Annotated in this window: 28 protein-coding genes, 2 tRNA genes and 1 pseudogene; 18 read left to right on the top strand and 13 right to left on the bottom strand. The window is 53.4% G+C overall.

Annotated elements, in window-relative coordinates:
- Positions 1-43 precede the first annotated feature (43 nt).
- The 3 genes from pdxH to anmK form a co-directional block, all read right to left on the bottom strand.
- A complete protein-coding gene (gene pdxH / locus AC07U6_RS00650) occupies positions 44-703 on the bottom strand; it encodes a pyridoxamine 5'-phosphate oxidase (RefSeq protein WP_494762615.1) in 660 nt (219 codons plus the stop codon).
- A gap of 65 nt (positions 704-768) precedes the next feature.
- Positions 769-1,083, bottom strand: a complete 315-nt coding sequence (locus AC07U6_RS00645) for an MliC family protein (RefSeq protein WP_494762614.1) — start codon at positions 1,081-1,083, stop codon at positions 769-771.
- Positions 1,084-1,146: 63 nt separating this feature from the next.
- The gene (anmK, locus tag AC07U6_RS00640; RefSeq protein ID WP_494762613.1) at positions 1,147-2,265 is read right to left on the bottom strand and encodes an anhydro-N-acetylmuramic acid kinase; all 1,119 of its coding nucleotides are present in this window, start codon (positions 2,263-2,265) and stop codon (positions 1,147-1,149) included.
- A gap of 287 nt (positions 2,266-2,552) precedes the next feature.
- Here anmK and slyB point away from each other — a divergent pair, with 287 nt between their 5' ends.
- Positions 2,553-3,020 (top strand): outer membrane lipoprotein SlyB, encoded by a 468-nt coding sequence (slyB, locus tag AC07U6_RS00635; RefSeq protein WP_494762612.1) that lies wholly within the window; start codon positions 2,553-2,555, stop codon positions 3,018-3,020.
- A gap of 60 nt (positions 3,021-3,080) precedes the next feature.
- On the opposite strand, the pseudogene AC07U6_RS00630 reads toward slyB, so the two are convergent.
- Both AC07U6_RS00630 and AC07U6_RS00625 read right to left on the bottom strand, forming a co-directional pair.
- A pseudogene (locus AC07U6_RS00630) lies at positions 3,081-3,302 on the bottom strand (helix-turn-helix-type transcriptional regulator); the annotation flags it as partial.
- Positions 3,303-3,544: 242 nt separating this feature from the next.
- On the bottom strand, positions 3,545-4,045 hold the full coding sequence (locus AC07U6_RS00625; protein WP_494762611.1) for a hypothetical protein: 501 nt from the start codon (positions 4,043-4,045) through the stop codon (positions 3,545-3,547).
- Between the two features lie 28 nt (positions 4,046-4,073).
- Here AC07U6_RS00625 and AC07U6_RS00620 point away from each other — a divergent pair, with 28 nt between their 5' ends.
- The gene (locus tag AC07U6_RS00620; protein ID WP_494764486.1) at positions 4,074-4,313 is read left to right on the top strand and encodes a biofilm development regulator YmgB/AriR family protein; all 240 of its coding nucleotides are present in this window, start codon (positions 4,074-4,076) and stop codon (positions 4,311-4,313) included.
- A gap of 76 nt (positions 4,314-4,389) precedes the next feature.
- On the opposite strand, the gene slyA is transcribed toward AC07U6_RS00620, so the two are convergent.
- Entirely contained in the window at positions 4,390-4,827 is a 438-nt protein-coding gene (gene slyA, locus AC07U6_RS00615) for a transcriptional regulator SlyA (protein ID WP_494762610.1), read from the bottom strand.
- Between the two features lie 152 nt (positions 4,828-4,979).
- On the opposite strand from slyA, the gene AC07U6_RS00610 reads away from it, so the two are divergent.
- From AC07U6_RS00610 to AC07U6_RS00600, 3 genes are read left to right on the top strand one after another with little or no spacing between them, the layout of a single operon-like run.
- Positions 4,980-5,219 carry a DUF1656 domain-containing protein gene (locus AC07U6_RS00610; protein ID WP_494764485.1) on the top strand — a complete coding sequence of 80 codons (240 nt, stop codon included), beginning with the start codon at positions 4,980-4,982 and terminating at the stop codon, positions 5,217-5,219.
- A gap of 4 nt (positions 5,220-5,223) precedes the next feature.
- Positions 5,224-6,081, top strand: a complete 858-nt coding sequence (locus AC07U6_RS00605) for an efflux RND transporter periplasmic adaptor subunit (RefSeq protein WP_494764484.1) — start codon at positions 5,224-5,226, stop codon at positions 6,079-6,081.
- A gap of 7 nt (positions 6,082-6,088) precedes the next feature.
- Positions 6,089-8,092, top strand: coding sequence for an FUSC family protein (locus tag AC07U6_RS00600; protein WP_494762609.1), 2,004 nt, complete (start codon positions 6,089-6,091; stop codon positions 8,090-8,092).
- 43 nt (positions 8,093-8,135) lie between these two features.
- Here the strand turns inward: AC07U6_RS00600 and AC07U6_RS00595 are convergent, their stop codons facing one another.
- The 3 genes from AC07U6_RS00595 to AC07U6_RS00585 are packed head-to-tail and all read right to left on the bottom strand — an operon-like array spanning position 8,136 to position 10,271.
- Positions 8,136-9,032: an aldo/keto reductase gene (locus AC07U6_RS00595; protein WP_494762608.1), complete on the bottom strand. Its 897-nt coding sequence runs from the start codon at positions 9,030-9,032 to the stop codon at positions 8,136-8,138.
- Positions 9,033-9,075: 43 nt separating this feature from the next.
- Entirely contained in the window at positions 9,076-9,315 is a 240-nt protein-coding gene (locus tag AC07U6_RS00590) for a DUF1289 domain-containing protein (protein WP_494762607.1), read from the bottom strand.
- Between the two features lie 47 nt (positions 9,316-9,362).
- Positions 9,363-10,271: a LysR substrate-binding domain-containing protein gene (locus AC07U6_RS00585; RefSeq protein ID WP_494762606.1), complete on the bottom strand. Its 909-nt coding sequence runs from the start codon at positions 10,269-10,271 to the stop codon at positions 9,363-9,365.
- 104 nt (positions 10,272-10,375) lie between these two features.
- On the opposite strand from AC07U6_RS00585, the gene AC07U6_RS00580 reads away from it, so the two are divergent.
- From AC07U6_RS00580 to rnt, 6 genes are all read left to right on the top strand, one after another.
- Positions 10,376-11,020 carry an NAD(P)-dependent oxidoreductase gene (locus AC07U6_RS00580; protein ID WP_494762605.1) on the top strand — a complete coding sequence of 215 codons (645 nt, stop codon included), beginning with the start codon at positions 10,376-10,378 and terminating at the stop codon, positions 11,018-11,020.
- Between the two features lie 105 nt (positions 11,021-11,125).
- A complete protein-coding gene (gene eptA / locus AC07U6_RS00575; protein ID WP_494762604.1) occupies positions 11,126-12,763 on the top strand; it encodes a phosphoethanolamine transferase EptA in 1,638 nt (545 codons plus the stop codon).
- Between the two features lie 78 nt (positions 12,764-12,841).
- Positions 12,842-13,432 (top strand): TetR/AcrR family transcriptional regulator, encoded by a 591-nt coding sequence (locus AC07U6_RS00570; RefSeq protein WP_494762603.1) that lies wholly within the window; start codon positions 12,842-12,844, stop codon positions 13,430-13,432.
- Between the two features lie 43 nt (positions 13,433-13,475).
- Positions 13,476-14,576 (top strand): alkene reductase, encoded by a 1,101-nt coding sequence (locus tag AC07U6_RS00565; protein WP_494762602.1) that lies wholly within the window; start codon positions 13,476-13,478, stop codon positions 14,574-14,576.
- A gap of 142 nt (positions 14,577-14,718) precedes the next feature.
- Positions 14,719-15,126 carry a lactoylglutathione lyase gene (gene gloA / locus AC07U6_RS00560; protein ID WP_105594958.1) on the top strand — a complete coding sequence of 136 codons (408 nt, stop codon included), beginning with the start codon at positions 14,719-14,721 and terminating at the stop codon, positions 15,124-15,126.
- Between the two features lie 102 nt (positions 15,127-15,228).
- Positions 15,229-15,879, top strand: coding sequence for a ribonuclease T (gene rnt / locus AC07U6_RS00555; protein ID WP_105594959.1), 651 nt, complete (start codon positions 15,229-15,231; stop codon positions 15,877-15,879).
- A gap of 82 nt (positions 15,880-15,961) precedes the next feature.
- On the opposite strand, the gene AC07U6_RS00550 is transcribed toward rnt, so the two are convergent.
- Entirely contained in the window at positions 15,962-16,300 is a 339-nt protein-coding gene (locus AC07U6_RS00550; RefSeq protein WP_205064737.1) for a Grx4 family monothiol glutaredoxin, read from the bottom strand.
- A gap of 365 nt (positions 16,301-16,665) precedes the next feature.
- Between AC07U6_RS00550 and AC07U6_RS00545 the strand changes: the two genes are divergently transcribed.
- Positions 16,666-17,529, top strand: coding sequence for a C40 family peptidase (locus AC07U6_RS00545; RefSeq protein ID WP_494764483.1), 864 nt, complete (start codon positions 16,666-16,668; stop codon positions 17,527-17,529).
- A 64-nt stretch (positions 17,530-17,593) separates the two neighbouring features.
- On the opposite strand, the gene cydH is transcribed toward AC07U6_RS00545, so the two are convergent.
- On the bottom strand, positions 17,594-17,683 hold the full coding sequence (gene cydH / locus AC07U6_RS00540) for a cytochrome bd-I oxidase subunit CydH (protein ID WP_494762601.1): 90 nt from the start codon (positions 17,681-17,683) through the stop codon (positions 17,594-17,596).
- Between the two features lie 294 nt (positions 17,684-17,977).
- Between cydH and purR the strand changes: the two genes are divergently transcribed.
- Complete coding sequence (gene purR, locus AC07U6_RS00535; protein WP_494762600.1) at positions 17,978-19,003, top strand: HTH-type transcriptional repressor PurR; 1,026 nt, start codon at positions 17,978-17,980, stop codon at positions 19,001-19,003.
- 10 nt (positions 19,004-19,013) lie between these two features.
- Here purR and punR read toward each other — a convergent pair whose 3' ends face one another.
- Positions 19,014-19,928: a DNA-binding transcriptional activator PunR gene (gene punR / locus AC07U6_RS00530; protein WP_494762599.1), complete on the bottom strand. Its 915-nt coding sequence runs from the start codon at positions 19,926-19,928 to the stop codon at positions 19,014-19,016.
- Between the two features lie 111 nt (positions 19,929-20,039).
- Here punR and punC point away from each other — a divergent pair, with 111 nt between their 5' ends.
- Positions 20,040-21,233, top strand: a complete 1,194-nt coding sequence (gene punC, locus AC07U6_RS00525; protein ID WP_494762598.1) for a purine nucleoside transporter PunC — start codon at positions 20,040-20,042, stop codon at positions 21,231-21,233.
- Positions 21,234-21,555: 322 nt separating this feature from the next.
- Positions 21,556-22,704 carry a cyclopropane fatty acyl phospholipid synthase gene (gene cfa, locus AC07U6_RS00520; RefSeq protein WP_494762597.1) on the top strand — a complete coding sequence of 383 codons (1,149 nt, stop codon included), beginning with the start codon at positions 21,556-21,558 and terminating at the stop codon, positions 22,702-22,704.
- A 255-nt stretch (positions 22,705-22,959) separates the two neighbouring features.
- Here cfa and AC07U6_RS00515 read toward each other — a convergent pair whose 3' ends face one another.
- Positions 22,960-23,613: a riboflavin synthase subunit alpha gene (locus AC07U6_RS00515; protein ID WP_494762596.1), complete on the bottom strand. Its 654-nt coding sequence runs from the start codon at positions 23,611-23,613 to the stop codon at positions 22,960-22,962.
- A 231-nt stretch (positions 23,614-23,844) separates the two neighbouring features.
- Between AC07U6_RS00515 and AC07U6_RS00510 the strand changes: the two genes are divergently transcribed.
- The 3 genes from AC07U6_RS00510 (at position 23,845) to AC07U6_RS00500 (ending at position 25,541) form a co-directional block, all read left to right on the top strand.
- The gene (locus tag AC07U6_RS00510) at positions 23,845-25,218 is read left to right on the top strand and encodes an MATE family efflux transporter (RefSeq protein ID WP_494762595.1); all 1,374 of its coding nucleotides are present in this window, start codon (positions 23,845-23,847) and stop codon (positions 25,216-25,218) included.
- A 149-nt stretch (positions 25,219-25,367) separates the two neighbouring features.
- Positions 25,368-25,444, top strand: a tRNA-Val gene (locus AC07U6_RS00505).
- A gap of 20 nt (positions 25,445-25,464) precedes the next feature.
- A tRNA-Val gene (locus tag AC07U6_RS00500) sits at positions 25,465-25,541 on the top strand.
- Positions 25,542-25,543 lie beyond the last annotated feature (2 nt).

Genomic DNA, 25,543 nt, shown 5'->3' with positions numbered 1-25,543 from the left:
GAATCCAGCGGTTAAGCCATTATTTCACGTTTCATTTCGCGCTTCAGGGGGCCAGGCGGTCAATCGTCCAGGAATTGTCGTTTTCACGCTGATAGAAGAAGCGATCGTGCAGACGGTGCGCGCCCCCCTGCCAGAACTCCATGGAATCAATTTTGATGCGGAATCCACCCCAGAAGCTGGGCAGTGGGATCTCGCCCTGCTGGAATTTTTGCTTAAGCTCGAGGAATTTACCTTCCAGCACGCTACGCGCCGAAATGCGGCTGGACTGTTTTGATACCCAGGCTCCGAGCTGGCTGTCCCGAGGTCGGCTGTGGAAATACTTGATCACTTCCAGCGTGGAAAGGCGTTCAACGCTGCCCAAAACCATCACCTGCCGCTCCAGCATATGCCAGGGAAACAGCAGGCTGATCTTCGGGTTTTTCTCCAGCTGCTGCGCCTTGCGGCTGCCAAGGTTGGTGTAAAACACCATACCCTGCCGGTCGAAATGCTTTAACAACACAATTCGCTGATAGGGCTGCCCGTGCTCATCAACCGTGGCGACGCTCATCGCCGACGGGTCCGGTAGCTGAGCCGCTACCGCCTGCTCAAACCAGTGTTCAAACAGTTTCAGCGGGTCATCGGGAAGGTCCTTGCGGCGCAGGCCGCCACGGGTGTATTCGCGCCGCAGGTGGGCAATTTGTTGCAGGTGATCGCTGTCGCTCATCGCTCTGACTTCTGGTTGAGAAGGGATAAGGCATTGTGCGCCCCACCCTTCATAATTTCAATGGGTTAACCAGCGTTCTGCAGCTGGCAGTCGTTGATGATGATTTTGTCATTACGCTCAATGAAGGCAGAATCGCCTTTTGACCAGAACACATAATTGCCGTCGCTGTAACGGGTGCCCGATGCCGCCACCTGCTGTTTCAACGTCAGTTGATTGCCGTCCAGAATCATGCTGACTTCGCTTTTTGCGTTGTCGAGATGAACGGTTAAGGGCAGCGTGCCGCAGGTGTAATGCAGCGTTTTTGGCTGTTCCTCACCGGAATGCTGAAAATAGCTGCAGCCTGAAAGCAGCAGCGCTGCCAAAAAAATCCCCTGTTTCATCACCCTCTCCTGTGTTTTTACGTCAGTGCTGTCCAGCGTAAAACGCTCTTTCCGCAGATGCAATCAGCGTAACGGACGATTTGCCGGGAATATTGCCCCTATCACGCTGGCCTCGCGCGCGCCTGTCACCGTTGGCAAATTGCCCGGCAGCCCGCTCAGCGTGCGCCACGCCAGCCACGCAAACGCCAGCGCCTCCATGTCATCGCCGCTGATCCCCGCGTTATCGGTGCTGGTGACCTCAGTACCAGGGATCAATGCGACCAGCCTTGCGATCAGCTGCAAATTACGAGCGCCACCGCCGCACACCAGCAGCCGGTCACAGCCGCCGCTGAGTAATACCTGATCGGCGATAGTCTTGGCGGTCAGCTCAATTAGCGTGGCCTGGACGTCCTGTGCGGCAAGGCCCGGGAACATTGCCAGATGACGTTCCAGCCAGCCGAGATTAAAGTATTCCCTGCCGGTGCTTTTCGGCGCGTTCAGTGCGAAGTAGGGATCGCAGAGCATTTGCTGCAACAGCGGATAGATTATGCGACCGCCAGCCCCCCAGGCACCGTCGCGATCGTAGGGTTTACCCTGCTGCCGCCAGATCCAGGCATCAAGCAACATATTGCCCGGTCCGGTATCGAAACCGCGTGGTGCATAGCCCGGTATCAACAGGGATAGATTAGCTATGCCGCCGATATTGAGTACCATTCTGCGCTCGCTGGGATGCATCAATACGGCATGATGGAAAGCCGGAACCAGCGGCGCGCCCTGCCCGCCAAGCGCCATATCCCGGCGGCGGAAATCACCCACCACGGTAATCCCCGTTGCGGCCGCGATCTGGTTATTATCGCCGATCTGCAGGGTGTTGGGTGCGTCGCCCTGAGGCTCATGCCAGACCGTTTGCCCATGGCAGCCAATGGCGGTGATATCTTCCTGCGTCAGCCCCTGACGTTTCAGCAGCGTATTGATTGCCTCGGCAAACAGTCTACCCAGTCGGGTATCTAACTGGCCAAGCTGAGATAGTGTCAAAGGTTGCCCCTGACAGATGGCCAGAATCTGCAGCTTCAGCTCGTGCGGAATTGGATGCGAGTAGCTGGCCTGCTGCGCCACCATATGCTGGTCAATGGCGGCAATCACCACGTCCACCCCGTCCAGGCTGGTGCCCGACATCACACCGATATAGCGTCCCGATTTCATGCGTCTGCCTTAACCCTGTAAAAGGGCATGAGAATGATGATGCCAGCCTGGCAAAATATTCTTAGCAATACCATGATTTAGTGAACTTTTTTTTATTCTCGCTGTCATTAACTGCGCCACGAATACATTTCATGCGGTGATTGACACCGTGTTTAAGCATCGCAGGCTATATTTTCTTTTACTTTTTTCATATCCAATAGTGAGAAATGCACAGCTGGTAACATATAATGATGCCATTACGGCTGCCTGACTATGTGCAGCAACTGCAATATAAAGGAGTTCTTAATATGATGAAGCGTTTACTAGCCGTGACTCTTGTCGGGATGACGCTGGCGGGTTGTGCAAATAACGACACATTGTCAGGTGATGTGTACTCCGCATCTGAGGCCAAGCAGGTTCAAAGCGTCTCATACGGCACCCTGGTTTCCGTGCGTCCTATTCAGATTCAGGGCGGTGAAGAAAACAACGTTATTGGTGCTATCGGCGGTGCAGTACTGGGTGGTTTCCTTGGTAACTCCGTTGGCGGCGGCACGGGTCGAAGCCTGGCGACAGCAGCGGGTGCGATTGCCGGTGGTGTAGCAGGCCAGGGCGTTGAGTCCGCGATAAATAAAAGCCAGGGTGTTGAGCTGGAAATACGTAAGGACGATGGCAATACCATCATGGTGGTACAGAAGCAGGCAGCCAGCCGCTTCTCTGTGGGTCAGCGCGTAGCAATGGCCTCAAACGGTAGCCAGATTACCGTTTCGCCTCGTTAAGCCCGTTCACCAAACTCACAATATCACTGATACCGGTCATCGCAAGTGGCCGGTGTTTTTTTATACTGCATGAAATGCAACGTCGTATCCCTGTGCCTTCCAGTGCGCCATTTGTTGTTGCTGAGTTAACGTAAGGGCCTTCCCCGTCCAGAGAAAGACGTGTTGGCCAGGAAAGAGTTCCGGCCGAGGATTTTCCAGCGGTTCAGCGAGTACTTCAACATGCCAGCTTCGCTGTGAAAGTCGCCAGGCCTCAAGCCAGACTCGGGTTCGATCCTCATCACTTCCTCATACCCAGCCAATATGTTATTGCAAATAGTATGCATGTTAAAGCTGTACAAGGTTCTGTCAATTATACAGTCGTCATGCATTTTCTGGTACAGGTTGCTTTAACTGTATCAGAATGTAAACGCCGTAATCGACAGTAAAGAAAGGAATAACTAACAGGATTAGATTTTCAGAAGAGATAACAGACAGTGCCGGTTTTAACGCCAGCACTGTACAATTTCAGCGCAGCAGGATGAATGTTACATCTCGGTCAACATTTCGGACCAGGAAACCGCAGGGATGCCCTGGAAGGCAGGCGGCGCGAAAAGATGCCCCTGGAAATGTGAAACGCCGGCAGACTCCAGCCACATCCACTCTTCTGGAAGCAGATTGATAGAGAGTGTCTGGGCGGCCACGTTTAACGCTTCAGCCAGGGCGAAGGCCGTCTTTTTACTTCTCAGATCGGCCTGATAGACTTCATCCCCTTCCAGTCCGTTGAAAAATGCGGCTGCGCTATCGCCTGAAGCTGTACGGATCAATGCCTCCAGAGATACGGTTTTCTGAGCACGAGGATCAACAATGGGTTGGAAAGCAAAACTGCATTCGGCGGTAATCTCGACAGGGACCGATGCGCTTTTTACACTATTGCCATCAGAAACAAACGCCCATGAATCAGCAGGTAGGATCTCAAAGTAGTTCTCTTTTTCTGTTGCTTCGACAAACGTACGGAAAAACTGTAATGCTCTGTCATCGTAAAGCAATTGATATTTTGACGTTCCTCTATTACCAATTACTGTGAAAACCAACCTTTCTGAATATTTCCGCAGTTCAGGCGAAGCCCTGGCGGAAGAATCAGCGCTGCTGGGTCAGGTGATCAGCAGTATTCTTGCATCCAATCAGCATCTGACTAATAAAGCCATTATCGCGAAATTAATAGATATCCTGGAACTCACCGACAGCGTGCTCACCGGTGACGTTGTACGCAAGACGCTGGAAATCGTTTTAGATCATACTGTTGATGATGTTTGATAGTACATCGCGAACGAATTTATGAGTATTACTTCTGCGATGCTCATGCAATTTTACCGTCAGCATATCGCCTGTTTCAGTCAGCTTTTCGCTGCAGCTCGACAATATTCTTTTCCAGCCGGGCAATCAGCGTCACCAGCTTCTTCACTTCATCCGGGGAAATTCCCGCCAGAATATCGTCACGCGTGGCATCAATCACATCTTCTACTTGATTTATAATTGGCTCGGCTTCCTGCGTCAAACGGATGCGCTTGGCGCGCCGGTCGTTGGCACAGGTGCTGCGAACGATCAACCCCTTCTCTTCAAGTTGATCTAATGTACGCACTAAAGAAGGTTGCTCAATACCAATTGCTTTTGCCAGCTGTATCTGCGACTGCTCGGGAGGCAGCTGATGAATGTTGTGCAGCGTCACCCAGTGCGTCTGAGTCAGCTCCAGCGGTTTCAATCGTTGATCGATAAGTGCGCGCCAGATGCGCACCAGTCTTGCAAGGTCAGTTCCCAATGGGGTATCCAATTTCCACTCCTTATAATTAGCTTGCTAGCTATCAAGTATCATTTTAGACTATTCTGCGAGTTTACAGGACAAAATACAAATCGCTCCTTAAAGCGCTTGTATCAGATTTTTTAGTCGCCACAGGGCCGACGACGATAAGGATTTACAATGTGATGATGACTCTCTCACCTACAGCGGCCCCATTCACCGACCTGGTTTTTGGTGCTTCGCTCTATTTCCCTCCGCTGTTTAAGGCCGTTCTTTCCGGTTTTTTCCTCTGGTTGATACTCCATCCCCTGCTCCGGGACTGGATGTATTCCGGGGAGGTCTGGCACCCAACGCTACTGGATCTGTCGATTTTTATGCTCTGTGTCAGCGCTTCGCTGTGGCTGTGGTTGATGATTTCTGGATGAAATGATGAAACTGAATTCGCTTAAGTATTTTTCAACCCTGATTGTGTTTGCCGCGGCGCTGTGCGCTGCATGGTGGTTATGGAACTACTACATGCAGTCTCCCTGGACTCGTGACGGCAAAGTTCGCGCGGAGCTGGTCAACATTACCCCGCAGGTTTCAGGGCGAATCATGCATCTGTACGTGGAAGATAATCAGTTCGTCAGCAAGGGCACCAAACTGTTTAGTCTTGACGACGATCCCTATCGCATCGCCGAAGCAACGGCCGAATCGCAGCTGGCAAAAGCACAGTCTGATTTAGTCAAAGCACAGCATGAGGCCCGACGTCGGCAGGATCTGCCGCGCAACGTTATTTCGGCAGAAGCTTTGGATGAGGCGAATCTGGCGGTCAAATCAATGGAAGCCAGCGAAAAAACGGCTCAGTCGCAGCTTAATCATGCCCGCTGGGAACTGTCGCAAACCAACGTCTATGCTCCGGTCGATGGCTGGATTAATAACCTGATGACTCGGGTAGGCAACTATGCCAGCAGCGGGTCCCCCCTGTTTGCACTGGTTGACAGCCATTCGTTTTACGTCATGGGCTATTTCGAAGAGACCAAACTGCGCCATATCAGGCCAGGCGCTACGGCCAGACTGCGCCTCTACAGCGATGACCGCGAGCTCGGTGGCGTGGTCGTAAGTATCGGACGAGCCATCTACGATCAAAGCGTTGAGACCGACAGCGGGCTGGTTCCCGATATCAAGCCTAACGTTCCCTGGGTCAGGCTGGCGCAGCGGGTACCGGTTCGTATCAAACTCACCGATCTTCCGCCGGATCTGCCGCTGGTTGCAGGTACCACGGTTACTATATCTTTACAGCACTGAGGTCGCGATGAATCTGAGCTGGCTGGAGTGGCAGCAACTGCCATGGGTTAAAGCGACGAGTGCCCAGTGGCGTTATGCGTTGCGTAACTCAATCGCGATGTGTCTTGCCCTGAGTATTGCTTACGGCCTGCAACTCGATCAGCCCTACTGGGCAATGACCTCAGCTGCTGTCGTCAGTTTCCCTACGGTGGGCGGCGTAATAAGCAAAAGCCTGGGCCGTATTGTTGGCAGCATGATCGGGGCTGGCGCGGCTCTGTTGATTGCCGGTCATACTCTGAACGAGCCGTGGCTTTTTACCATTACTATTGCCGCGTGGCTGGCTTTCTGCACATGGGTCTCGAATCACTATCAGAACAACGTCGCCTACGCGTTTTCTCTGTCGGGGTATACTGCGGCGATTATCGCGTTCACCTGCGTTAATGTTACCGATACGAGCGAGCTGTGGACTATTGCACAGGCACGCGTGTGTGAAGTGATATCCGGCATCCTCTGCGGCGGGCTGATGATGATGGTTCTGCCGAGTACCTCTGACGGCAAAACGCTGATCAACTCGCTAAAGCAAATGCACGCAAGGCTGCTTGAACATGCCACTTTGCTACTGCAGCGTGAAACCACGGACGGTATGCGCCACGCGCACGAAAACGTTATCAGCCAGATCCTGACAATGAATCTGCTGCGTGTTCAAGCCTTCTGGAGCCACTATCGTTTCCGACGCCAGAACAATGTGTTGAATTATGTTCTTCACCAGCAACTACACCTGACCAGTGTCATATCCAGTCTGCGTAGAATGCTGTTGAACTGGCAGGACCCGCCTGAAATTCTGTACAAAGCCACCCAACAGCTGCTGGCTGAACTGACGTTAAAAAACTGCGACAAGTATCGGCTGGCGCAGATCCTGCAAACGGCAGCACCGCAGGATACTTCTGCCTACCAGCATCACGCCTACTGGAAACATTTACGCTATTTCTGCTGGCTGTATCTGAACAACTCGCGCTGGCTTCGTCAGTTTGAACACGCCGACAGCGATACCCGGCTTTCTCCACCCGTGGTTCCGGCCCTTGCTCGCCAGGCGGACAGCGTCGAGGCGGGCTGGAATGCCATACGTACGTTTAGCGTCGTTTTTTTGGGATGCAGCTACTGTATTGCCACACAATGGGATTCTGGCACATCCGGCATTACGCTGGCAGCTATAGGATGTGTGCTCTATTCATCATCACCGTCACCAACCGGCAGCTCGCTGCTGTTGCTTAAAACGTTCATCCTGCTATCAATTTTCAGTTTTGTGATGATGTTCGGGCTGATGGTACAAATTACCGTACTCTGGGAGTTCCTGATCGTCCTGTTTCCCCTACTGATCACCATGCAGCTTTTTAAGCTTCAACAGAAAAAGTATGCGGCACTCTGGGGTATGCTGATTGTCTTTTTAGGCTCGTTCATCTCTGTGAGCAACCCTCCGGTTTACAGCTATCAGAGCTTCGTTAACGATAATCTGGCCAAGGTTATCTGCGTAACGATGCTCTGGATAGCGTTCAGCATATTACGGCCCAGTTCAGATAAGCGCCGCAGCCGTCGTCATATTCGCGCCCTGCGCCGCGAGTTTCTTGACCAGCTTGGGCGCCAACCGCGACTAAGCGAAAGCAGCTTTGCATCGCAGATTTATCATCGCATCAATCAACTGAACAACAGCCGGGATGAAAATGCACGACTCTGGCTGCTGCGCTGGGGAATGGTGCTATTGAACTGCGCGCAAATAGCCTGGCAGCTACGCGAGTGGCAAACGCCCTCCCGGGCGCTTTCCTCGGTGCGGGATTCAGTGCTGCACGATCTGCAGAACATCATCAGCGAACGCGGCGTTCATCATGTCTCGCTGAACGACACGCTGGCAACGTTACAGCAGCGCATTGATATGCTGATTAAGAGCGGCGATGCGCAGGAGAGCGAACTGGCGGGGATCGTCTGGCGCCTTTACTGCTCTCTGTCGCAGCTTCAGCCCCGTGAAACAAAGGCCTGAACGGTAGCGATCCCACACACGATCGCGCGTGGAACATCATTATTTAAGGCACATCGAAGCCCAGCGCGGCTTTCCTGATTCTGAACCACTGCTGACGGTTCAAAGAGAGACTGACAGCCGCGGCTGCGCTACGTACCCGCTCAACCTTACCGCTGCCAATAATGGGCAGCGGTCGTGAAGGCAGCGCCAGAATCCACGCGTAAATGACCTGTTCAATATTCTCGGCCGCAATTTCCTCACGCACCCGCTCCAGCTCTTCGCGCAGGGCCTGGTGATGTGGCTGAGTGACAATTTCCCCGCGCCCCAGACAGGACCAGGCCATCGGTCTGATGCGTATTTGCTGGCACTGATCCAGCGTTCCGTCCAGCAGCAGATCCTGATGGATCGGCGAGATTTCCACCTGATTAGTGGCCAGGGTAAACGGCAGGCGTGATTGCAACAGTGCAAACTGCCCGGGCGTAAAGTTGGACACACCGAAGTGCTTCACTTTGCCGCTCTGATGCAGCTGGATAAATACCTCAGCGACCTCATCGGCGTCCATTAGCGGGTCCGGACGGTGGATTAGCAGCAGATCGAGATGATCCGTGTGAAAATGGCGCAGGGAATTTTCCGCGCTCTGCCGAATATGCTGCCCGTCAGTACGGTAGTGACCCAACCTGTGTTCCGGGTTGGCGGTGGTGGCAATGCCGCACTTGGTGACCAGCTGCAAACGCCCGCGCAGCGACGGCTGAAGACGCAGCGCCTCGCCAAATGCCGCCTCACATTGATAACCTCCATAAATGTCAGCATGATCGACAGTGGTGATCCCCAGTTCCAGATGCTGTTCGATAAAACCGGTGAGCTGCTGAGGCGACATCTGCCACTCCATCAGACGCCAGTAGCCCATCACCATCGGCGAAAATTCAGGTCCCTGCGGGGCAATTTGCACGGCTTGCAGCATAACTCTCTCCTTAACGTAATATAAACCGCTGACGCGGCTCGACTTAAAACAGGGTGGGTTGATCCGGCTCGTCAGCCGCGGAAGCAGGCTGTGCTCGCTGCTGCCGCAAATAACGCTGCCGGCAGAGGCGCAAGACGTCACGTTTTTGTGTTTCGCTGAAGCTGTTCCAGTTGAACCGCTCTTCCCGGCTGCGCAGGCAGCCACGACAGTAGCCGCGTGCATCTGCCTGACAGATCCCGCGACAAGGGCTGGGTACCGGGAAAAACTCTAACTGTTCTGCCACACCGCCTCCTTCTGGATCGTATTGCCTCTATTGAAGTTCGTCGGCGATTACTGTGCAAGTCCGCTTAGCAGAAATTTGGAAAAATAATCGCGCAGCGCCTGCAACGCCTGACGGCTTTTCTCCGGCAGCACTCTCTCCAGTGTCAGCGCGGTTAGTTTGAGTGAAGGTGCCCGCCATTCCGGCAACAGCACCATCAGCTGCCCGCCATTGAGCTCGGCACGGATTTCGTTCAGCGGCTGCAGCGACAACCCCATTCCGGCCAGCGTGAACTCGCGGATCACCAGCATGCTGTCGCTCTGCACCTGACCTTCGCTAAGCCTCAAGGTTTGCATTTCTTCGCGCGGATGGTGCAGCTCAATCACCCGTTGGTAGAGATGGCCCTGAATCCAGCGATGGCCTGCCAGCTGCTGCGGCGTTTCGGGCACGCCGTGGCGGGTCAGATAGGCCGGTGCGGCACAAATCACCATCGGCCATTCGACCAGCGGATGGGCAATGAAACTGGCATCACTAAGCTGTCGGCTAAAGCGCAGGGCAATATCGATGCGATGTTCAATCATATCCAGCACGTTATCGGTGGCGATAATCCGCAGCCGCAGCCCGGGGTGTTGTAACAGTAGCGGTGACAACGCGCTGCACAGCGGCCGTCCGCCAATCCCCACGGTGGCACTGATGCGCAGCTCTCCGGTGAGCGTATCGCGCATCTCGGCCAGACGTCTTTCGGCTTCCTGAGCGTGGTTCAGCATCGCCTCACAGTCGGGATAAAAAGCCGCGCCGGCATCGGTCAGCGTCAGTTTGCGCGTGGATCGGTACAGCAACGGTACGCCCACTGCCTGCTCGAGCGCCCGCAGGTGCTGGCTCACCGCCGAGGCCGACATACCCAGACGGCGCGCGGCCGCAGCCAGAGAGCCTTCGCTAACGACGATGGCAAACACCGCCATTCTGTTGAGTTTTTCCATTATTCGTAAGTTTTACTTCATTATAAAAGTCAAAATATGCCACTTATCAGTTTTACTGTTAAGCGATAAAGTGCAATCCACACCCGTTAATAAGGAATGACTTCATGAAAATTACCATCATTGGCGCAACCGGATTTGTCGGCCCTGAAATCGTTAAAGAAGCCCTGTCGCGCGGGCATCAGGTCGTTGCCGTCTCTCGTTCGGCGAATAAACTGGCAGCGCAATCCAGCCTGACCGTTGCACAAGGTGATGTTCACGACGTGCAGTGGCTCAGCGGCGTGCTGAAAGGCCAGGATGCTGTTATCAGCGCCTACAACCCTGGCTGGGCGGAAAGCGATCTGTATGGGAAGTTCACCCGCGGAAGCGATCTTATCCTGCAGGCGGTAAAAGCCAGCGGCGTGAAGCGCCTGCTGGTAGTGGGTGGGGCCGGCAGCCTGGAAGTCGCCCCCGGCGTCGAGCTGGTTGATACCGACGCATTCCCGGCCAACATCAAGCCAGGCGCACTGGGCGCTCGCGCGCTGCGCAGCCGCCTTCAGGCCGAAGAGCAGGCGCTGGACTGGACCTATCTTTCACCGGCCGCGATACTGGAACCAGGGCCGCGTACCGGAACATTCCGCCTCGGCACCACATCACTGCTGATGAACGGCGAACATCCGGCTTCGATTAGTGTGGCCGACCTGGCCGTGGCTATTGTCGATGAAATTGAACACCCGCAGCACATTCGTCAGCAGTTCACCGCCGCATACTGATCGCCCGGCCTGCCGCAGGCAGGCCAAACGGCTCAAATCGCATTTAAGGTTCATCTAAGGTTTCATCGTTATTCTGCTGACAGATAACACTGCGACTGGAATACCATGAAATCTTTTTTTAAGTTACGTTGTAACGATTTGACCTTTAATCTTTGCGCTGCGCTGCTGTTTACCTTTGCCCTTAACGGTGTATTTCTGCTGCGCGCCTGGCAGACCTTTCCTTATGTTGGCCTAAGAGACTACTTTTTTGCGGCTTCTATTCCGCTGGTGCTGTTCTGCGCCTTTCTGTTGATTTTTAATCTGTTTGCCCTGCCCTGGATACGTAAACCGCTATTGACGCTGCTGATCCTGTTCAGCGCGGCTGCCAACTACTTTATGCACAGTTTCGGCACGGTGATCGACACCAACATGATCCAGAATGTGTTTGAAACCGACATTCAGGAAGCCACCTCGTTGTTCAGCACGCGCTATCTCATCTGGCTGACGCTGCTCGGACTGCTTCCGGTCGCGCTATTGTGGCGGGTTAAAATTGAGTCTTCGCGCCCGTGGTGGGCATCCATTATCTGGCGCTCAGTCAGTTCACTGGCGGCTATCCTGCTGATTCTGATGATGGCGGCGCTGTTCTATAAAGACTACGCGTCGATGGTGCGCAATAATAAAGGCCTTGTGAAGATGATTACCCCGGCTAACGTTGCCAGTGGTATCGGCCATTACACGCACGATCGCTGGTTTGCCGGCAGTCAGCAGCTGGTAAAAATTGGCCTTGATGCCCGCAAAGGTCAGATTATCAGTGCAGAAAAGAAAAAAACGCTGGTGGTTTTCGTGCTGGGTGAAACGGCCCGTGCGGAGAATTTCTCTCTGGGCGGCTACCCAAGGGAAACGAATCCCAAACTGAAAGGCGACAACGTTATCTACTATAAGAATGCCACCTCATGTGGCACCGAAACGGCAATTTCCGTACCCTGCATGTTCTCCAATATGCCTCGCACACAATACGATGCCGGGCTCGCTCGTCATCAGGAAGGGCTGCTGGATATTATGGCGCATGCCGGTGTTAACGTGCTGTGGCGTGAAAACGATGGCGGCTGTAAAGGCGCCTGCGATCGCGTTCCGCATACGGATATGACTAAATGGCAGGTGAATGAACTGTGCAAAAGCGACTTCTGCCTTGATGATATACTGCTGCATCGACTAAACAACTATATCGACGGCATTAAGGATGATTCGATTATCGTGCTGCATCAGATGGGCAGCCACGGCCCGGCCTACTACCAACGCTATCCTACAGCAATGCGCCAGTTCACCCCGACCTGTGACAGTAATCAAATCCAGGACTGCGATCGTCAGGCGCTGATCAATACTTATGACAACAGCATTCTGTATACCGATTCGATGCTCGACAGCACCATCAATCTGCTAAAAAGCTACAGCAGTAAATTTAACGTCGCGATGGTCTATCTCTCCGATCACGGTGAATCGCTGGGCGAGCGCGGAATGTATCTGCATGGCGCACCGTACCTGTTCGCACCTGAGCAGCAAACGCATATCCCGTTCCTGCTGTGGCTGTCACCGGATTATGAAAGCGCGTTTAGCATCAATTCATCCTGCCTGCAGCAGCAGGCAGAAAACCAGCCGGTGTCTCAGGATAATATCTTCCATACGCTTCTCGGCATGCTCAACGTGCAGACGGGTGAATATCAGCAGAATATGGATATACTCCAGGGCTGTCGTAATCGTAGTTAAGGGCAAAATGCCAGGCGGATCGTGCCCCTCGAATGTGCGAGTGTTGAAATCGACCATTCGGTCGGGTACTCTGCTGTGATGAATAAGACGACCCGATTTGATACGCGCGAACATATCCTCAATACCGGTGAGCAACTATGCGTGCAGAGCGGCTTTAATGGCACGGGATTGATCGAGCTACTGAAAAAGGCGGAAGTGCCAAAAGGGTCGTTTTACTACTATTTCCCCTCCAAAGAAGCGTTTGGGGTGGCGATGCTGGAGCGCTACTTCGCCCGTTATGTGCAAAACCTGAGCGCTTTTCTTGCGGAACATCAGGGCGATGCGCGTCAGCGGGTGCTGGCGTATTATCAGCAGTCGTGCAACTGGTGGCAGGAAAATCAGTTTACCGGCTGTCTTTCCGTTAAGCTCTCAGCCGAAGTTTGCGATCTGTCGGAAGAGATGCGTAACGCGCTAGCGGCGGGTTCGGTGGCTTTGATTAGCGAACTGACCTCCGCGCTGCAAAAGGCACAGCAGCAGGGAAAACTTTCACCTTCTGTCACCGCCTCCACAACGGCAGAAACGCTTTATATGCTGTGGCTGGGCGCAAGCCTGCAATGCAAAATCCGCCGCGATAGTGCGCCATTACAGACTGCAGTGCAGGAAATGACGCGTATTCTTCAGGCGGTTTAAAAAAAATACTTATACTAGCCGACCGGTCTACCAGGAGTAAGTTATGGCTTTGAACAAACTGTTTACCCCATTAAAAACCGGCGCGATCACCGTGCCAAACCGCATTTTTATGGCCCCGCTAACCCGTCTGCGCAGCATTGAGCCCGGCGATATCCCAACACCACTGATGGGTGAGTATTATCGTCAGCGTGCGTCCTCAGGTTTAATTATTACCGAAGCCACCCAGATTACCTTCCAGGCCAAGGGCTACGCCGGTGCACCGGGCCTGCACAGCCCGGAACAGATTGCCGCGTGGAAGGCGATTAACGAAGGTATTCACCAGGATGGCGGCCACAGCGCGGTTCAGCTGTGGCATACCGGGCGTATATCCCATAACAGCCTGCAGCCGGATGGCGCAGCGCCCGTTTCAGCCTCGGCTATTAATGCCGAAACGCGTACTTCGCTGCGCGATGCTGAGGGTAAACCGCTGCGTGAAGCAACCTCTACCCCGCGGGCGCTAAGTACCGCTGAGGTTGCCGGTATTGTTGCCGACTTCCGCCAGGCGGTGATTAACGCGCGCGAAGCCGATTTCGATCTGGTTGAGCTGCACTCCGCACACGGCTACCTGATCCATCAATTCCTTTCTCCGGCGTCTAACCAGCGCGACGACCAGTACGGCGGCAGCATTGGAAATCGCACCCGCTTCGCGCTGGAAGTGGTTGATGCCGCGATTGACGGCTGGAGCGCTGACCGTATCGGCATCCGTATTTCACCGCTCGGCCCGTTTAACGGCCTGGATAATGGCGAAGATCAGGAGGAGGCGGCACTGTATTACATTGCCGAACTGGCAAAACGCAACCTGGCCTATCTGCATATTTCAGAACCGGATTGGGCCGGAGGCAAACCGTACACCGAGAGCTTCCGCAAGGCGATTCGTGCCGTGTATCCCGGCGTTATCGTCGGTGCCGGCGGCTACAATGCTGAAAAAGCCGAAGACCTGATCGAACGCGGGCTGATTGATGCGGTTGCCTTTGGCCGCAGCTATATCGCAAACCCGGACCTGGTCGAACGCCTGCAGGCCGCTGCGCCGTTCAACGAACCTCGCCCGGAAACGTTCTACGGCGGTGGTGCGGAAGGCTATACGGATTATCCTGCATTAGGTTAATTACGCTAATTCAAGCGGCACATTTTTGATATAATAGATTGTTTTCATAGCGATAATTGCCACGACGACTCGCAGTCGTGGTGATTATCGCTATACTGTTTTTCTAACGTCATCCGCCGATGACGCAAAAAAAGAGGATGTTATGCGTTTACTTCACACCATGCTGCGCGTTGGCGACCTGCAACGTTCGATCGATTTTTACACCAAAGTGCTGGGCATGCGTCTGCTGCGCACCAGTGAGAACACCGAATATAAGTATACACTCGCCTTCGTTGGCTACACCGAAGAGAGCGAAGGCGCTGTTATCGAACTGACCTACAACTGGGGCGTGGACAGCTACGATCTCGGTAACGCCTATGGCCATATCGCGCTGGGCGTGGATGACGTTGCTGCAACCTGCGATCGCATTCGCAACGACGGCGGAAACGTCACTCGTGAAGCCGGCCCGGTTAAAGGTGGTACCACGATCATTGCCTTCGTTGAAGATCCGGATGGCTATAAGATTGAACTGATTGAAAATAAACATGCCGGTCACGGCCTGGGCAATTAAGCTCCTCTGAGGGCCTGCGGGCCCTCCTTCTCACCTGCCTGCTGCATCACGCAGCAAAGTTTGCCATAATACGCCCTGCATTTTTGCGCCAACGAGAAGCTGATGTCTGAATTAAATGAACTGAATACTCTGAGCAGCCGCTTTCGCGGTTTCTATCCGGTAGTGATTGACGTGGAAACTGCGGGATTTGATGCCAAAACGAACGCGCTGCTGGAAATCGCCGCCGTTACCTTAAAAATGAATGAAGATGGCTGGCTGGAGAAAGATGAAACCCTGCATTTTCACGTAGAGCCTTTTGTCGGTTCAGTTTTACAGCCGGAAGCGCTGGCCTTTAACGGCATCGATCCCAGCAATCCCCTGCGCGGTGCCGTCAGCGAGTATGAAGCGCTGCACGCCATTTTTAAGCTGGTTCGTAAAGGGATTAAGGACACCGGATGCAGCCGAGCCATTATGGTGGCGCATAACGCTACATTCGATCTGAATTTTATGAACGCCGCCGCCGAGCGTGCCAGCCTGAAGCGTAATCCCTTCCATCCGTTTGTCACCTTCGATACCGCTGCACTCAGCGGGCTGGTGGTTGGGCAAACCGTGCTGGCCAAAGCCTGTATCGCGGCCGGAATCACCTTTGACAGTAGTCAGGCGCACTCTGCGCTGTACGACACCACGCAAACGGCAGATTTATTCTGTGAGCTGGTCAACCGCTGGAAACGTCTGGGCGGCTGGCCGCTTGCGGTGCCGGAAGCAGAGTCCTGAACCGTATTGACTTTGCGGCGTGCATTAACTACCGCGCAGACAAAAAAAACCCTGCGATGCAGGGTTTTTTATTGCCAGCGGCTTATTCAGCAGCTGGTGCAGGGTATTTCTGCGCAGTCTCTTTGATCAGCTGCTGCAGTTCACCGCGCTGGAACATTTCGATAATGATATCGCAGCCACCGACCAGCTCGCCGTCAACCCACAGCTGTGGGAAGGTAGGCCAGTTAGCGTAGGCCGGCATTTCTGCACGAATATCCGGGTTCTGCAGGATATCAACGTAGGCAAAACGTTCACCACAGGCGGAAAGAGCCTGTACGGCCTGTGCGGAGAAACCACAGCTTGGCAGCTTTGGAGAACCTTTCATATACAGCAGGATTGGGTTTTCTGCGATCTGACGCTGAATTTTTTCAACAGTACTCATAAATGACTTCCTCAGTACGATACTTCGTGTTTAGTTATTGTAGCGATTCTGCTCCGCCGTTGAAAACGACATTTTACGCAGCGCTGATGAACAGAACGCAACAAAATGCAAAATTATGAAAACAAAATAACATTTTCCTATCATCGTTGCAGCGTTTCTCGATGTTAGATTACTTTTTTTTGTTGAGTTAAACAGCTGATTACGCTTAATAATTCATCATTTACTTAATCTGTCTTATTGAAACAAAAAACACCTTACCTTTTGTTAAGAAGTTAGATTAGAATTGCCCTAACCCCTGCAAATTGCAGAATTCTTTTTCGATTGCCATGCGGTCATTACACTGAGTTTAACTGTTAATGGGAACGTTGCGTTTAATCATCACGCTTAGCATGCTGGCCCTTGCCCAGCTGTTCTTTAATATGGCGCATGCATCGCCTCATGCTCCCGTTAACGCTAACCAACATAAAGTTGACCACAACTCTGCGCGTAAAGATGAACGCCGCAAGCGTCGCCCGGTGAAAGCTGCCGCCACGAAGAAAGTCAAAGAACCTCTCATTAAAAAAAACAAAGCGCCAGCGCTTAAGAAAAACAAAGTTTCTGCTACCCAGAAGGCAAAACTGAAGAAGAGCCAGGAAGCCACCGCTTCACGCGAAGTGAAAACCACCCGCATCGGCAAGATGGAGAAAAAGCGCTATGGTCGCGAGCGTCTCGCCTCTTTGCAGACGAAAAAAGGTAAGAAAGGCACGCTGCGCGCTATCGAGAATGGTGAAGTTGAGTCCCCTGAATCGCCGTTGAAGTTGAGCAAGGCACACCGCGCACGCTATCAGAAAGCGCGTGAAACAGCGATGAACAAGCTGATGGGCCAGTTAGGTAAACCCTACCAGTGGGGCGGCGCCTCACCCTCGACCGGTTTCGACTGTAGCGGCCTGGTGTGGTACGCCTATAAAGACCTGGTGAAGTTTAAGATCCCGCGCACGGCGAATGAGATGTATCACCTGCGTGATGCTGCACCAATCAAACGCGACAAGCTGGAAAAAGGCGATTTGGTGTTCTTCCGCATCAGCGGACGCGGTACTGCCGATCACGTTGGCGTTTATCTTGGCGGTGGGAAATTCATTCAGTCACCGAGAACCGGCAAAGATATTCAGGTAAGCACGCTGGGCGATGATTACTGGCAGGAGCATTACATTGGTGCACGCCGAATGATGACGCCGAAAACGATTCGCTGATTGCGCAACGCGGACCGTCAGGACTCATTGCTAATCGGGAGGAGCCATGCTCCTCCCGATTTTCTTAGTACAGAATAGCCGTGAAGCTAAATGCAATAATCATCAGTAGCGCACCCACCGTGGTCAGCAGTGAGAATTTCAGATCGGTACTCATCGTCTCTCCTTAATAACCCTGTAAAATGTATGCACAAAGATTTTCTCACAGTTCCCCGTAAAAATCTCGTTTTCTCTGCGCAGCCTTGTTAGAATTCCTCTTTTCCGTTGCGCAACAGCAGCGGAAACGGTTTTTGCCAGCTCTGCAGTCACTCTACGGACGATTTTTTCCCCTTTCCGACCCGTTGCGGCAACATCTAAACCACTTTGGTCTGGCGGGAAAAGGCCGCACCCAGGCAAACGTTTAACCAACCTGTTATCAAATAGTTACGATAACACCAGGAGCATAAGTTTAATGGCAACAATTAAGGATGTGGCAAAGCGAGCCGGGGTTTCAACAACCACGGTTTCCCACGTAATTAATAAAACGCGCTTTGTAGCCGAAGAGACTCGTGAAGCCGTGTGGGCAGCAATTAAGGAATTGCACTATTCCCCCAGCGCCGTGGCACGTAGTCTGAAGGTTAACCACACCAAAACCATCGGCCTGCTGGCAACATCCAGCGAAGCGCCCTATTTTGCCGAAATTATTGAAGCCGTGGAAAACCGCTGCTTTGCCAAAGGCTATACCCTGATCCTTGGGAATGCGCACAACGACCTGCACAAACAGCAGGCTTACCTGTCGATGATGGCGCAGAAGCGCGTGGACGGGCTGCTGGTAATGTGCTCTGAGTATCCGGATTCATTAATCTCGATGCTGGAAGACCACCGCAATATCCCGATGGTGGTGATGGACTGGGGCGAATCGCGCGGTGATTTCACCGATACAGTACTGGATAACGCCTTTGAAGGCGGCTATCTGGCCGGGCGTTATCTTATTGAGCGTGGTCACCGTGATATCGGTGCCATTCCTGGACAGCTGGAGCGCAACACCGGCGGCGGACGCCATGCCGGATTCCTCAAAGCGCTGAACGAAGCCGGGATTACCCTGCGCGAAGAGTGGCTGGTCCAGGGCGACTTTGAACCTGAATCCGGTTATCGCGCCATGCAGCAGATTCTGGGGCAGAAACAGCGCCCTACTGCCATCTTCTGCGGCGGCGACGTGATGGCTATGGGCGCAATTTGTGCCGCAGATGAGATGGGCCTGCGCGTTCCGCAGGATATTTCGGTGATCGGTTATGATAACGTGCGCAACGCCCGCTATTTCACACCGGCGCTGACCACGGTGCATCAGCCGAAAGAAAGGCTGGGAGAAACCGCGTTTGATATGCTGTTCGATCGCATCACCAGCAAGCGTGAAGAACCGCAGACCATTGAAGTTCATCCGTCCCTGATTGAACGGCGCTCCGTTGCCGACGGCCCGTTCCGCGACTATCGCCGCTAATCCCGTTCGCTCAGGCGGACGGTTCACTCAGCCATTCAGCATTAAGCGTATCGCTGTCGCCGACGTAATCGAGCAGCCAGTTCAGCGCCGGTGACGCACTTTGTTCCGACCAGCTCAGGCAACATGGGCTGATCGGGAACGGGTTTGCCAGCGTCAGTTCCGCAACGCCCCCTTCTGCGATCCACCCCCGGGCAAAGTGCCCCGGGATCATGCCGACGCACAGTCCGGCCCGCAGACAGTCAATCGCGCTGTCCCAGTCAGGAACCACCAGCCGACGCTGATTATCCAGCGTCCAGGTATTACGCTTTGGCAGCGATCGCGACGTGTCCTCCAGCGTCAGCGATGGCCATTCGCGCAGCAGATCGTCGCTGAGCGGGCTTGTCTGGTGCAACAGGGGATGCCCCGCCTTTACCACACAGCGCCAGTTAAGGCTACCCATATCGCGGAAGGCGAAGCGTCCGCCGACCGGCACAGCCTGGGTGGCACCAATCGCCACATCAACGCGGCCATCCGCCAGCGCATCCCACACGCCGTTAAACACCTCAGGGAAGATATGCAGTTCCATATCGGGGAAATGACGGTAGAAATCGACGATAAGCTGGCGGGTACGCTGCGGTCTGACAATGCGGTCAACGGCGATATTAATCTGACCTCGCCAGCCGTTAGCCACCTGCTGACAGCGGCGACGCGTGGCAAGCATTTTTTTGATAACAAAACGCCCTTCCTCGCTAAATACTCGCCCGGCCTCGGTCAACACCACATCGCGATGGCGTCGTTCAAACAGGCTGACGGCCAGCCACTGCTCTAGCTGGCGTACGGTATAGCTTACCGCAGAAGGCACGCGGTGAAGCTCAGCCGCTGCGGCAGTAAAGCTGCCAGTTCTGGCAACGGCTTCAATCACTTCCAGAGAATGTTCTGACCACATCACTTTGCCTGCAAATTTTTTCAATGGAACTGACGAATATTAGCGTTTCACAAGCGTAAGTGCATCCCTTTACACTCCCTGCGATAAAAAACTGCCCTGTACGAGTAAACTATGCCTTCAAAATTCTTTATCGTTTATCTGGCTATGCTGAGCATGCTGGGTTTCCTTGCTACCGATATGTACCTGCCCGCTTTTGGTGAGATGCAGCAGGATCTTGCCACCGGTTCTGGCGTTATCAGCGCCAGCCTGAGCATCTTCCTTGCCGGCTTCGCCTGCGCACAGCTGATTTGGGGAACACTGTCCGACCGCCTTGGCCGCAAGCCCGTGCTGCTGGTGGGGCTGGGGATGTTCGCTATCGGCTGTGCTGCCATGATGTGGGTGCATTCCGCTCCGTGGCTGCTGTTTTTCCGTTTCCTGCAGGCTGTGGGTGTGTGTGCCGCAGCCGTAAGCTGGCAGGCCCTGGTTGTCGATCGCTACAGCGCCGAGCAGGCAAAACGCGTATTCGCCACCATTATGCCGCTGGTTGCGCTTTCACCGGCGCTGGCACCGCTGCTGGGTGCCTGGCTACTTGAACATTTTTCCTGGCGAGCGATCTTTGTCGCGCTGCTGCTGATTAGCGTAATATTGCTGATCCCCACGCTGCGCCTTTCTGGCCGTAAATCCGCTGAGAAAGCGGCACCCAATGGTCCGGCCCCTGGTTTCCTGACGCTGCTGAAGTCCCCGGTATACAGCGGTAACGTGCTGGTGTTCGCCGCCTGCTCCGCCAGCTTCTTTGCCTGGCTGACCGGTTCACCGTTTATCCTCGGCAATCTGGGTCTGTCTCCTGCCGATATCGGCCTGAGCTATGTGCCGCAGACCATCGCCTTTCTGATTGGTGGCTTTGGCTGCCGTGCACTGCTTAATCGTTTCTCCGGCGGGCAGCTGCTGCCGTGGATGCTGCTGTGCTTTAGCCTGGGGGTTATCGTGCTATTTATTGCCGCACAGCAGCAGGCGCCATCTTTGTACAGTCTGCTCACGCCGTTCTGCGTCATGTCGATGGCCAGTGGCGCAATTTATCCGGTGGTGGTGTCCAGCGCCCTGCTGCCGTTCCCGCAGGCAACGGGGAAAGCCGCCGCATTACAAAATATGCTGCAGCTCGGTCTGTGCTTTATCGCCAGTCTGGCTGTTTCAACCTGGATTGAATCACCGCTAGAAACCACCGTGCGTGTCATGTTACTGACCATTTTACTTGTTACGATAGGTTTCCTGATTCAGCGTAAAGCGGCTAAAAAATTAGCGCTTCAAACGATGGAAAACCCGTTGTGATATGTTGTAAAATTACTTAGTTAGCACGCTAACAATAATGCATTGAATATTGCCTGACGGGAGGATATACTCGTCAGGCATTATAAAATAACAAGTTACCAACATTTAAATCCGAAGATCGCTTTGGCGGTGTTCGGCATTTTTTACTGACTAGGCTGTCATACTGTTATGTTACGTCTGTTTCAGCCTCTGCCGGTTATAATACAATCCTCTGTTAACGTCGGATATCAGACTGCGGCTCTGCCGTGAGTTTTCTCATAAATCTGTAGAAATTGACTATTCTTTTCTCAGGTTTTAATCACACAGGGTGATGGAGAAGCTAATGAGTTCATCGTGTATAGAAGAAGTGAGCCTGGAAGAAAACCAGTGGTACCGAATTATCCAGGAGATGTTGCGCAAGGCTGACATAGAAATAAAAGGTTCCCGTCCATGGGATATCAGAATAAGTAATCCCAACTTTTTCAAACGCGTGCTGCAGGAAGGCTCATTGGGTTTGGGTGAAAGTTATATGGACGGCTGGTGGCAGTGTGACAGGCTGGATATCTTTTTCCAGCGCGTGCTGCTGGCAAAACTCGATCAACAACTCCCCCACCATTTTAAAGATACGCTTCGCATTGCCGCCGCTCGCCTGACCAATCTCCAGTCGCGGAAAAGGGCCTGGATCGTGGGTAAAGAGCACTATGACTTGGGTAACGACCTGTTTTCATTGATGCTTGATCCGTATATGCAGTATTCATGCGGTTACTGGAAAGAGGCTGAAACGCTGGAACAGGCGCAGGAAGCGAAGCTTAAAATGATTTGCGAGAAGCTTGAGCTGGCTCCCGGCATGTCGCTGCTGGATATTGGCTGCGGCTGGGGCGGACTCGCGGAATACGCTGCTCGTCATTACGGCGTCAGCGTGTTTGGAGTTACCATTTCTGCCGAACAACAAAAAATGGCGCAGCAGCGCTGTGAAGGGCTGGATGTGACAATCCTTTTGCAGGATTATCGCGATTTGAATCAGCAGTACGACCGCATTGTTTCAGTTGGCATGTTTGAACACGTTGGGCCCAAAAATTACGCGACCTATTTTTCTGTCGTAGACCGTAATTTAAAACCTGATGGTATTTTCCTGCTGCATACCATCGGGGCAAATAAAACCGATGAGAATGTTGATCCGTGGATCAACAAATATATTTTCCCTAACGGCTGTCTGCCGTCGGTAAGACATATTGCCAATGCCAGCGAACCGCATTTCGTCATGGAGGACTGGCACAATATCGGCGCAGATTACGACCTGACGCTGATGGCCTGGTACCACCGTTTCCTCGCGGCGTGGCCGCAGATTGCGGATAACTACGGCGAACGGTTTAAGCGTATGTTTAGCTACTATCTCAACGCCTGTGCAGGAGCCTTCCGCGCGCGTGATATTCAGCTGTGGCAGGTCGTCTTCACTCATGGCGCTGACGGTGGGCTGCGCGTGGCGCGATGATGCCGCTATAGCAGAAAAATAACCGCAGTTAATGGGGAGCATTACAGGTTGTCTGCGCAAAATACGGCATTGAAATAATACTAAAGCCGCTATCTTTCTCCGATAGCGGCTTTTTTAACGTCAGGAAAACAAGGTCACTAATGCTGCACGCAAAGAAATATCACTTTGTGCAAATACGCTCTGGCTGGCACCACGCGCTGTATATTTAAAAAAGTAGCAACAAGTGTGATGCGATCGCTGACGGGCCGGCTTAAGTTACTCAGTCGGCTCTTCAGCCGCGGCGGCTGCCAGCAGTGCCGCTTCGCGCTGTGCCAGTACACGCTCGACCGTTTCAACAATAGCCTGCGTATGCGGATCGATTTCAATATTGACCCGATGGCCCAGACGTTTCGCGCCCAGCGTGGTGCGCGCCAGAGTTTCAGGGATCAGATGCACGCAGAAGCGGGTTTTCGTCACCTCGCCCACCGTCAGGCTGATACCATCAATACCGACAAATCCCTTATGCAGAATATATTTCATCTGGCTGGCGTCCTGCACCTTGAACCAGATTTCCCGATTATTTTCCGACATAATGATTTTGCTGATTTCAGCCGTGGTCATAATATGACCCGACATCAGATGACCGCCGATTTCATCGCTGAATTTTGCCGCGCGCTCAACGTTTACCGTGTCTCCCTCTTTCAAATCTCCGAGGTTGGTAATACGCAGCGTTTCTTTAACCAGATCGAAACTCACGCGATCGCCGTTGACTTCCGTTACCGTCAGGCAGCAACCGTTATGGGAAACCGATGCACCCAGTTCCAGCCCGGGCAGCAGAGCTTCCGGCATTTTTATGATATGAGTGCGAAAATTAGGTTTCTCTTCAATTGTCAGCACTTCAGCAGTGCCCTGCACAATCCCGGTAAACATAGCTATGCCTCTATTAATGTGTTGTCGCTGGCACTAGTTTGCCCTGGCTGCCACATAATGCCAACTGAACTGAAAGCGGTTTGCGTGACATGAAGAGCTATTCTTTGCGCTACTTATTGGCTAATTCGTCCACGGACACTACACTAAGCGGCCTGCTATGCTGTGGCGATGAGCAAACGCCGTGTATTCCCCAGCTAAAACCCCTCCACAATTAAAATAAAGGTGTATTACGTGCAGAAGTACCTCACAGAGGCGCGTCAGTTATTAATGCTGGCAATTCCGGTGATCCTTGCGCAGGTTGCGCAAACGTCCATGGGTTTTGTCGATACAGTGATGGCCGGTGCCGTTAGCGCCACGGATATGGCCGCCGTTGCAGTGGGAACCTCAATCTGGTTGCCTACTATTCTGTTCGGCCACGGCCTGATTCTGGCCTTAACGCCAGTGGTGGCACAGTTAAACGGCTCCGGCCGACGCGATCGCATAGCCTGGCAGGTTCGGCAGGGTTACTGGCTGGCGGGGTTCTCATCGCTGATTATCATGGTGGTGCTCTACAATGCGGGTTATCTGATTGGGGCGATGCATAATGTCGATCCGGAGCTGTCAGCCAAGGCTCTCGGCTATCTGCACGCTTTGCTATGGGGCGCGCCAGGGTATTTATTCTTCCAGGTAGCACGTAATCAGTGTGAAGGGCTATCGAAAACCAAGCCGGGTATGGTGATGGGTTTTATTGGCCTGCTGGTCAATATCCCGGTTAACTACATCTTTATCTACGGGCACTTCGGAATGCCTGCCCTTGGCGGCGTTGGCTGCGGTGTGGCGACGGCGTCGGTCTACTGGGTGATGTTTATTGCCATGAAGTTTTGGGTGAACCGGGCCGCCTTTATGCACGATATTCGTCTGGAAAGTTCATTCTCTCCCCCTGACTGGAAAGTTCTGCGCCGCCTTGTGGGCCTCGGGCTGCCGGTCGCGCTGGCGCTGTTCTTTGAAGTGACGCTGTTCGCCGTGGTGGCATTGCTGGTTTCACCCATGGGCATCGTCAAAGTAGCGGGTCATCAGATTGCGTTAAACTTCAGCTCTCTGATGTTTGTGATCCCCCTTTCGCTGGGCGTTGCCACCACCATTCGCGTCGGCTTTCGTCTTGGCCAGGGTTCAACTGAGCAGGCGCGCGTAGCGGCCTGGACCGCACAGGGCGTGGGCGTTTGCATGGCCTGCCTGACCGCGCTGTTCACGGTGATTTTCCGCCATGAAATTGCCCTGTTGTATAACGACAATCCCAAAGTTGTTACGCTGGCTGCACAGCTAATGCTGCTGGCGGCGGTGTATCAGTTCTCGGATTCAATCCAGGTGATTGGCAGCGGTATTTTGCGTGGCTATAAGGATACCCGGGCCATCTTCTTTATCACCTTTATCGCGTACTGGGTGCTGGGACTCCCCAGCGGATACATACTGGCAATGACCGACTGGGTAGTGGCACCGATGGGTCCTGCGGGCTTCTGGACCGGTTTTATTATTGGGCTAACCAGCTCGGCGGTAATGATGATTTGGCGGATTATTCGCCTGCAGAGGCAGCCATCAGAACGCATTCTGGCGCGCGCAGCACACTAATTTTTCGGTAGATTTCACTGAAATATGATTAAAATTGCCGCGCTTCGCACAGATGCGCAGCGATCAGGCAGAAAAAAGCTTTTTTCTCCTTGCCAGGCGTACAGGCTGCCGTTAATATTCGTCCCCGCTACCACCCAGATAGCAACAGTGCGTCCGTAGCTCAGTTGGTTAGAGCACCACCTTGACATGGTGGGGGTCGGTGGTTCGAGTCCACTCGGACGCACCAAATCTCTGAAGTAACATTTTGCGTCCGTAGCTCAGTTGGTTAGAGCACCACCTTGACATGGTGGGGGTCGGTGGTTCGAGTCCACTCGGACGCACCAGT

It is taken from the genome of Erwinia sp. GW821-FHT03D09 (assembly GCF_059420805.1).
This window is presented reverse-complemented; position numbering and strand designations above follow the sequence as displayed.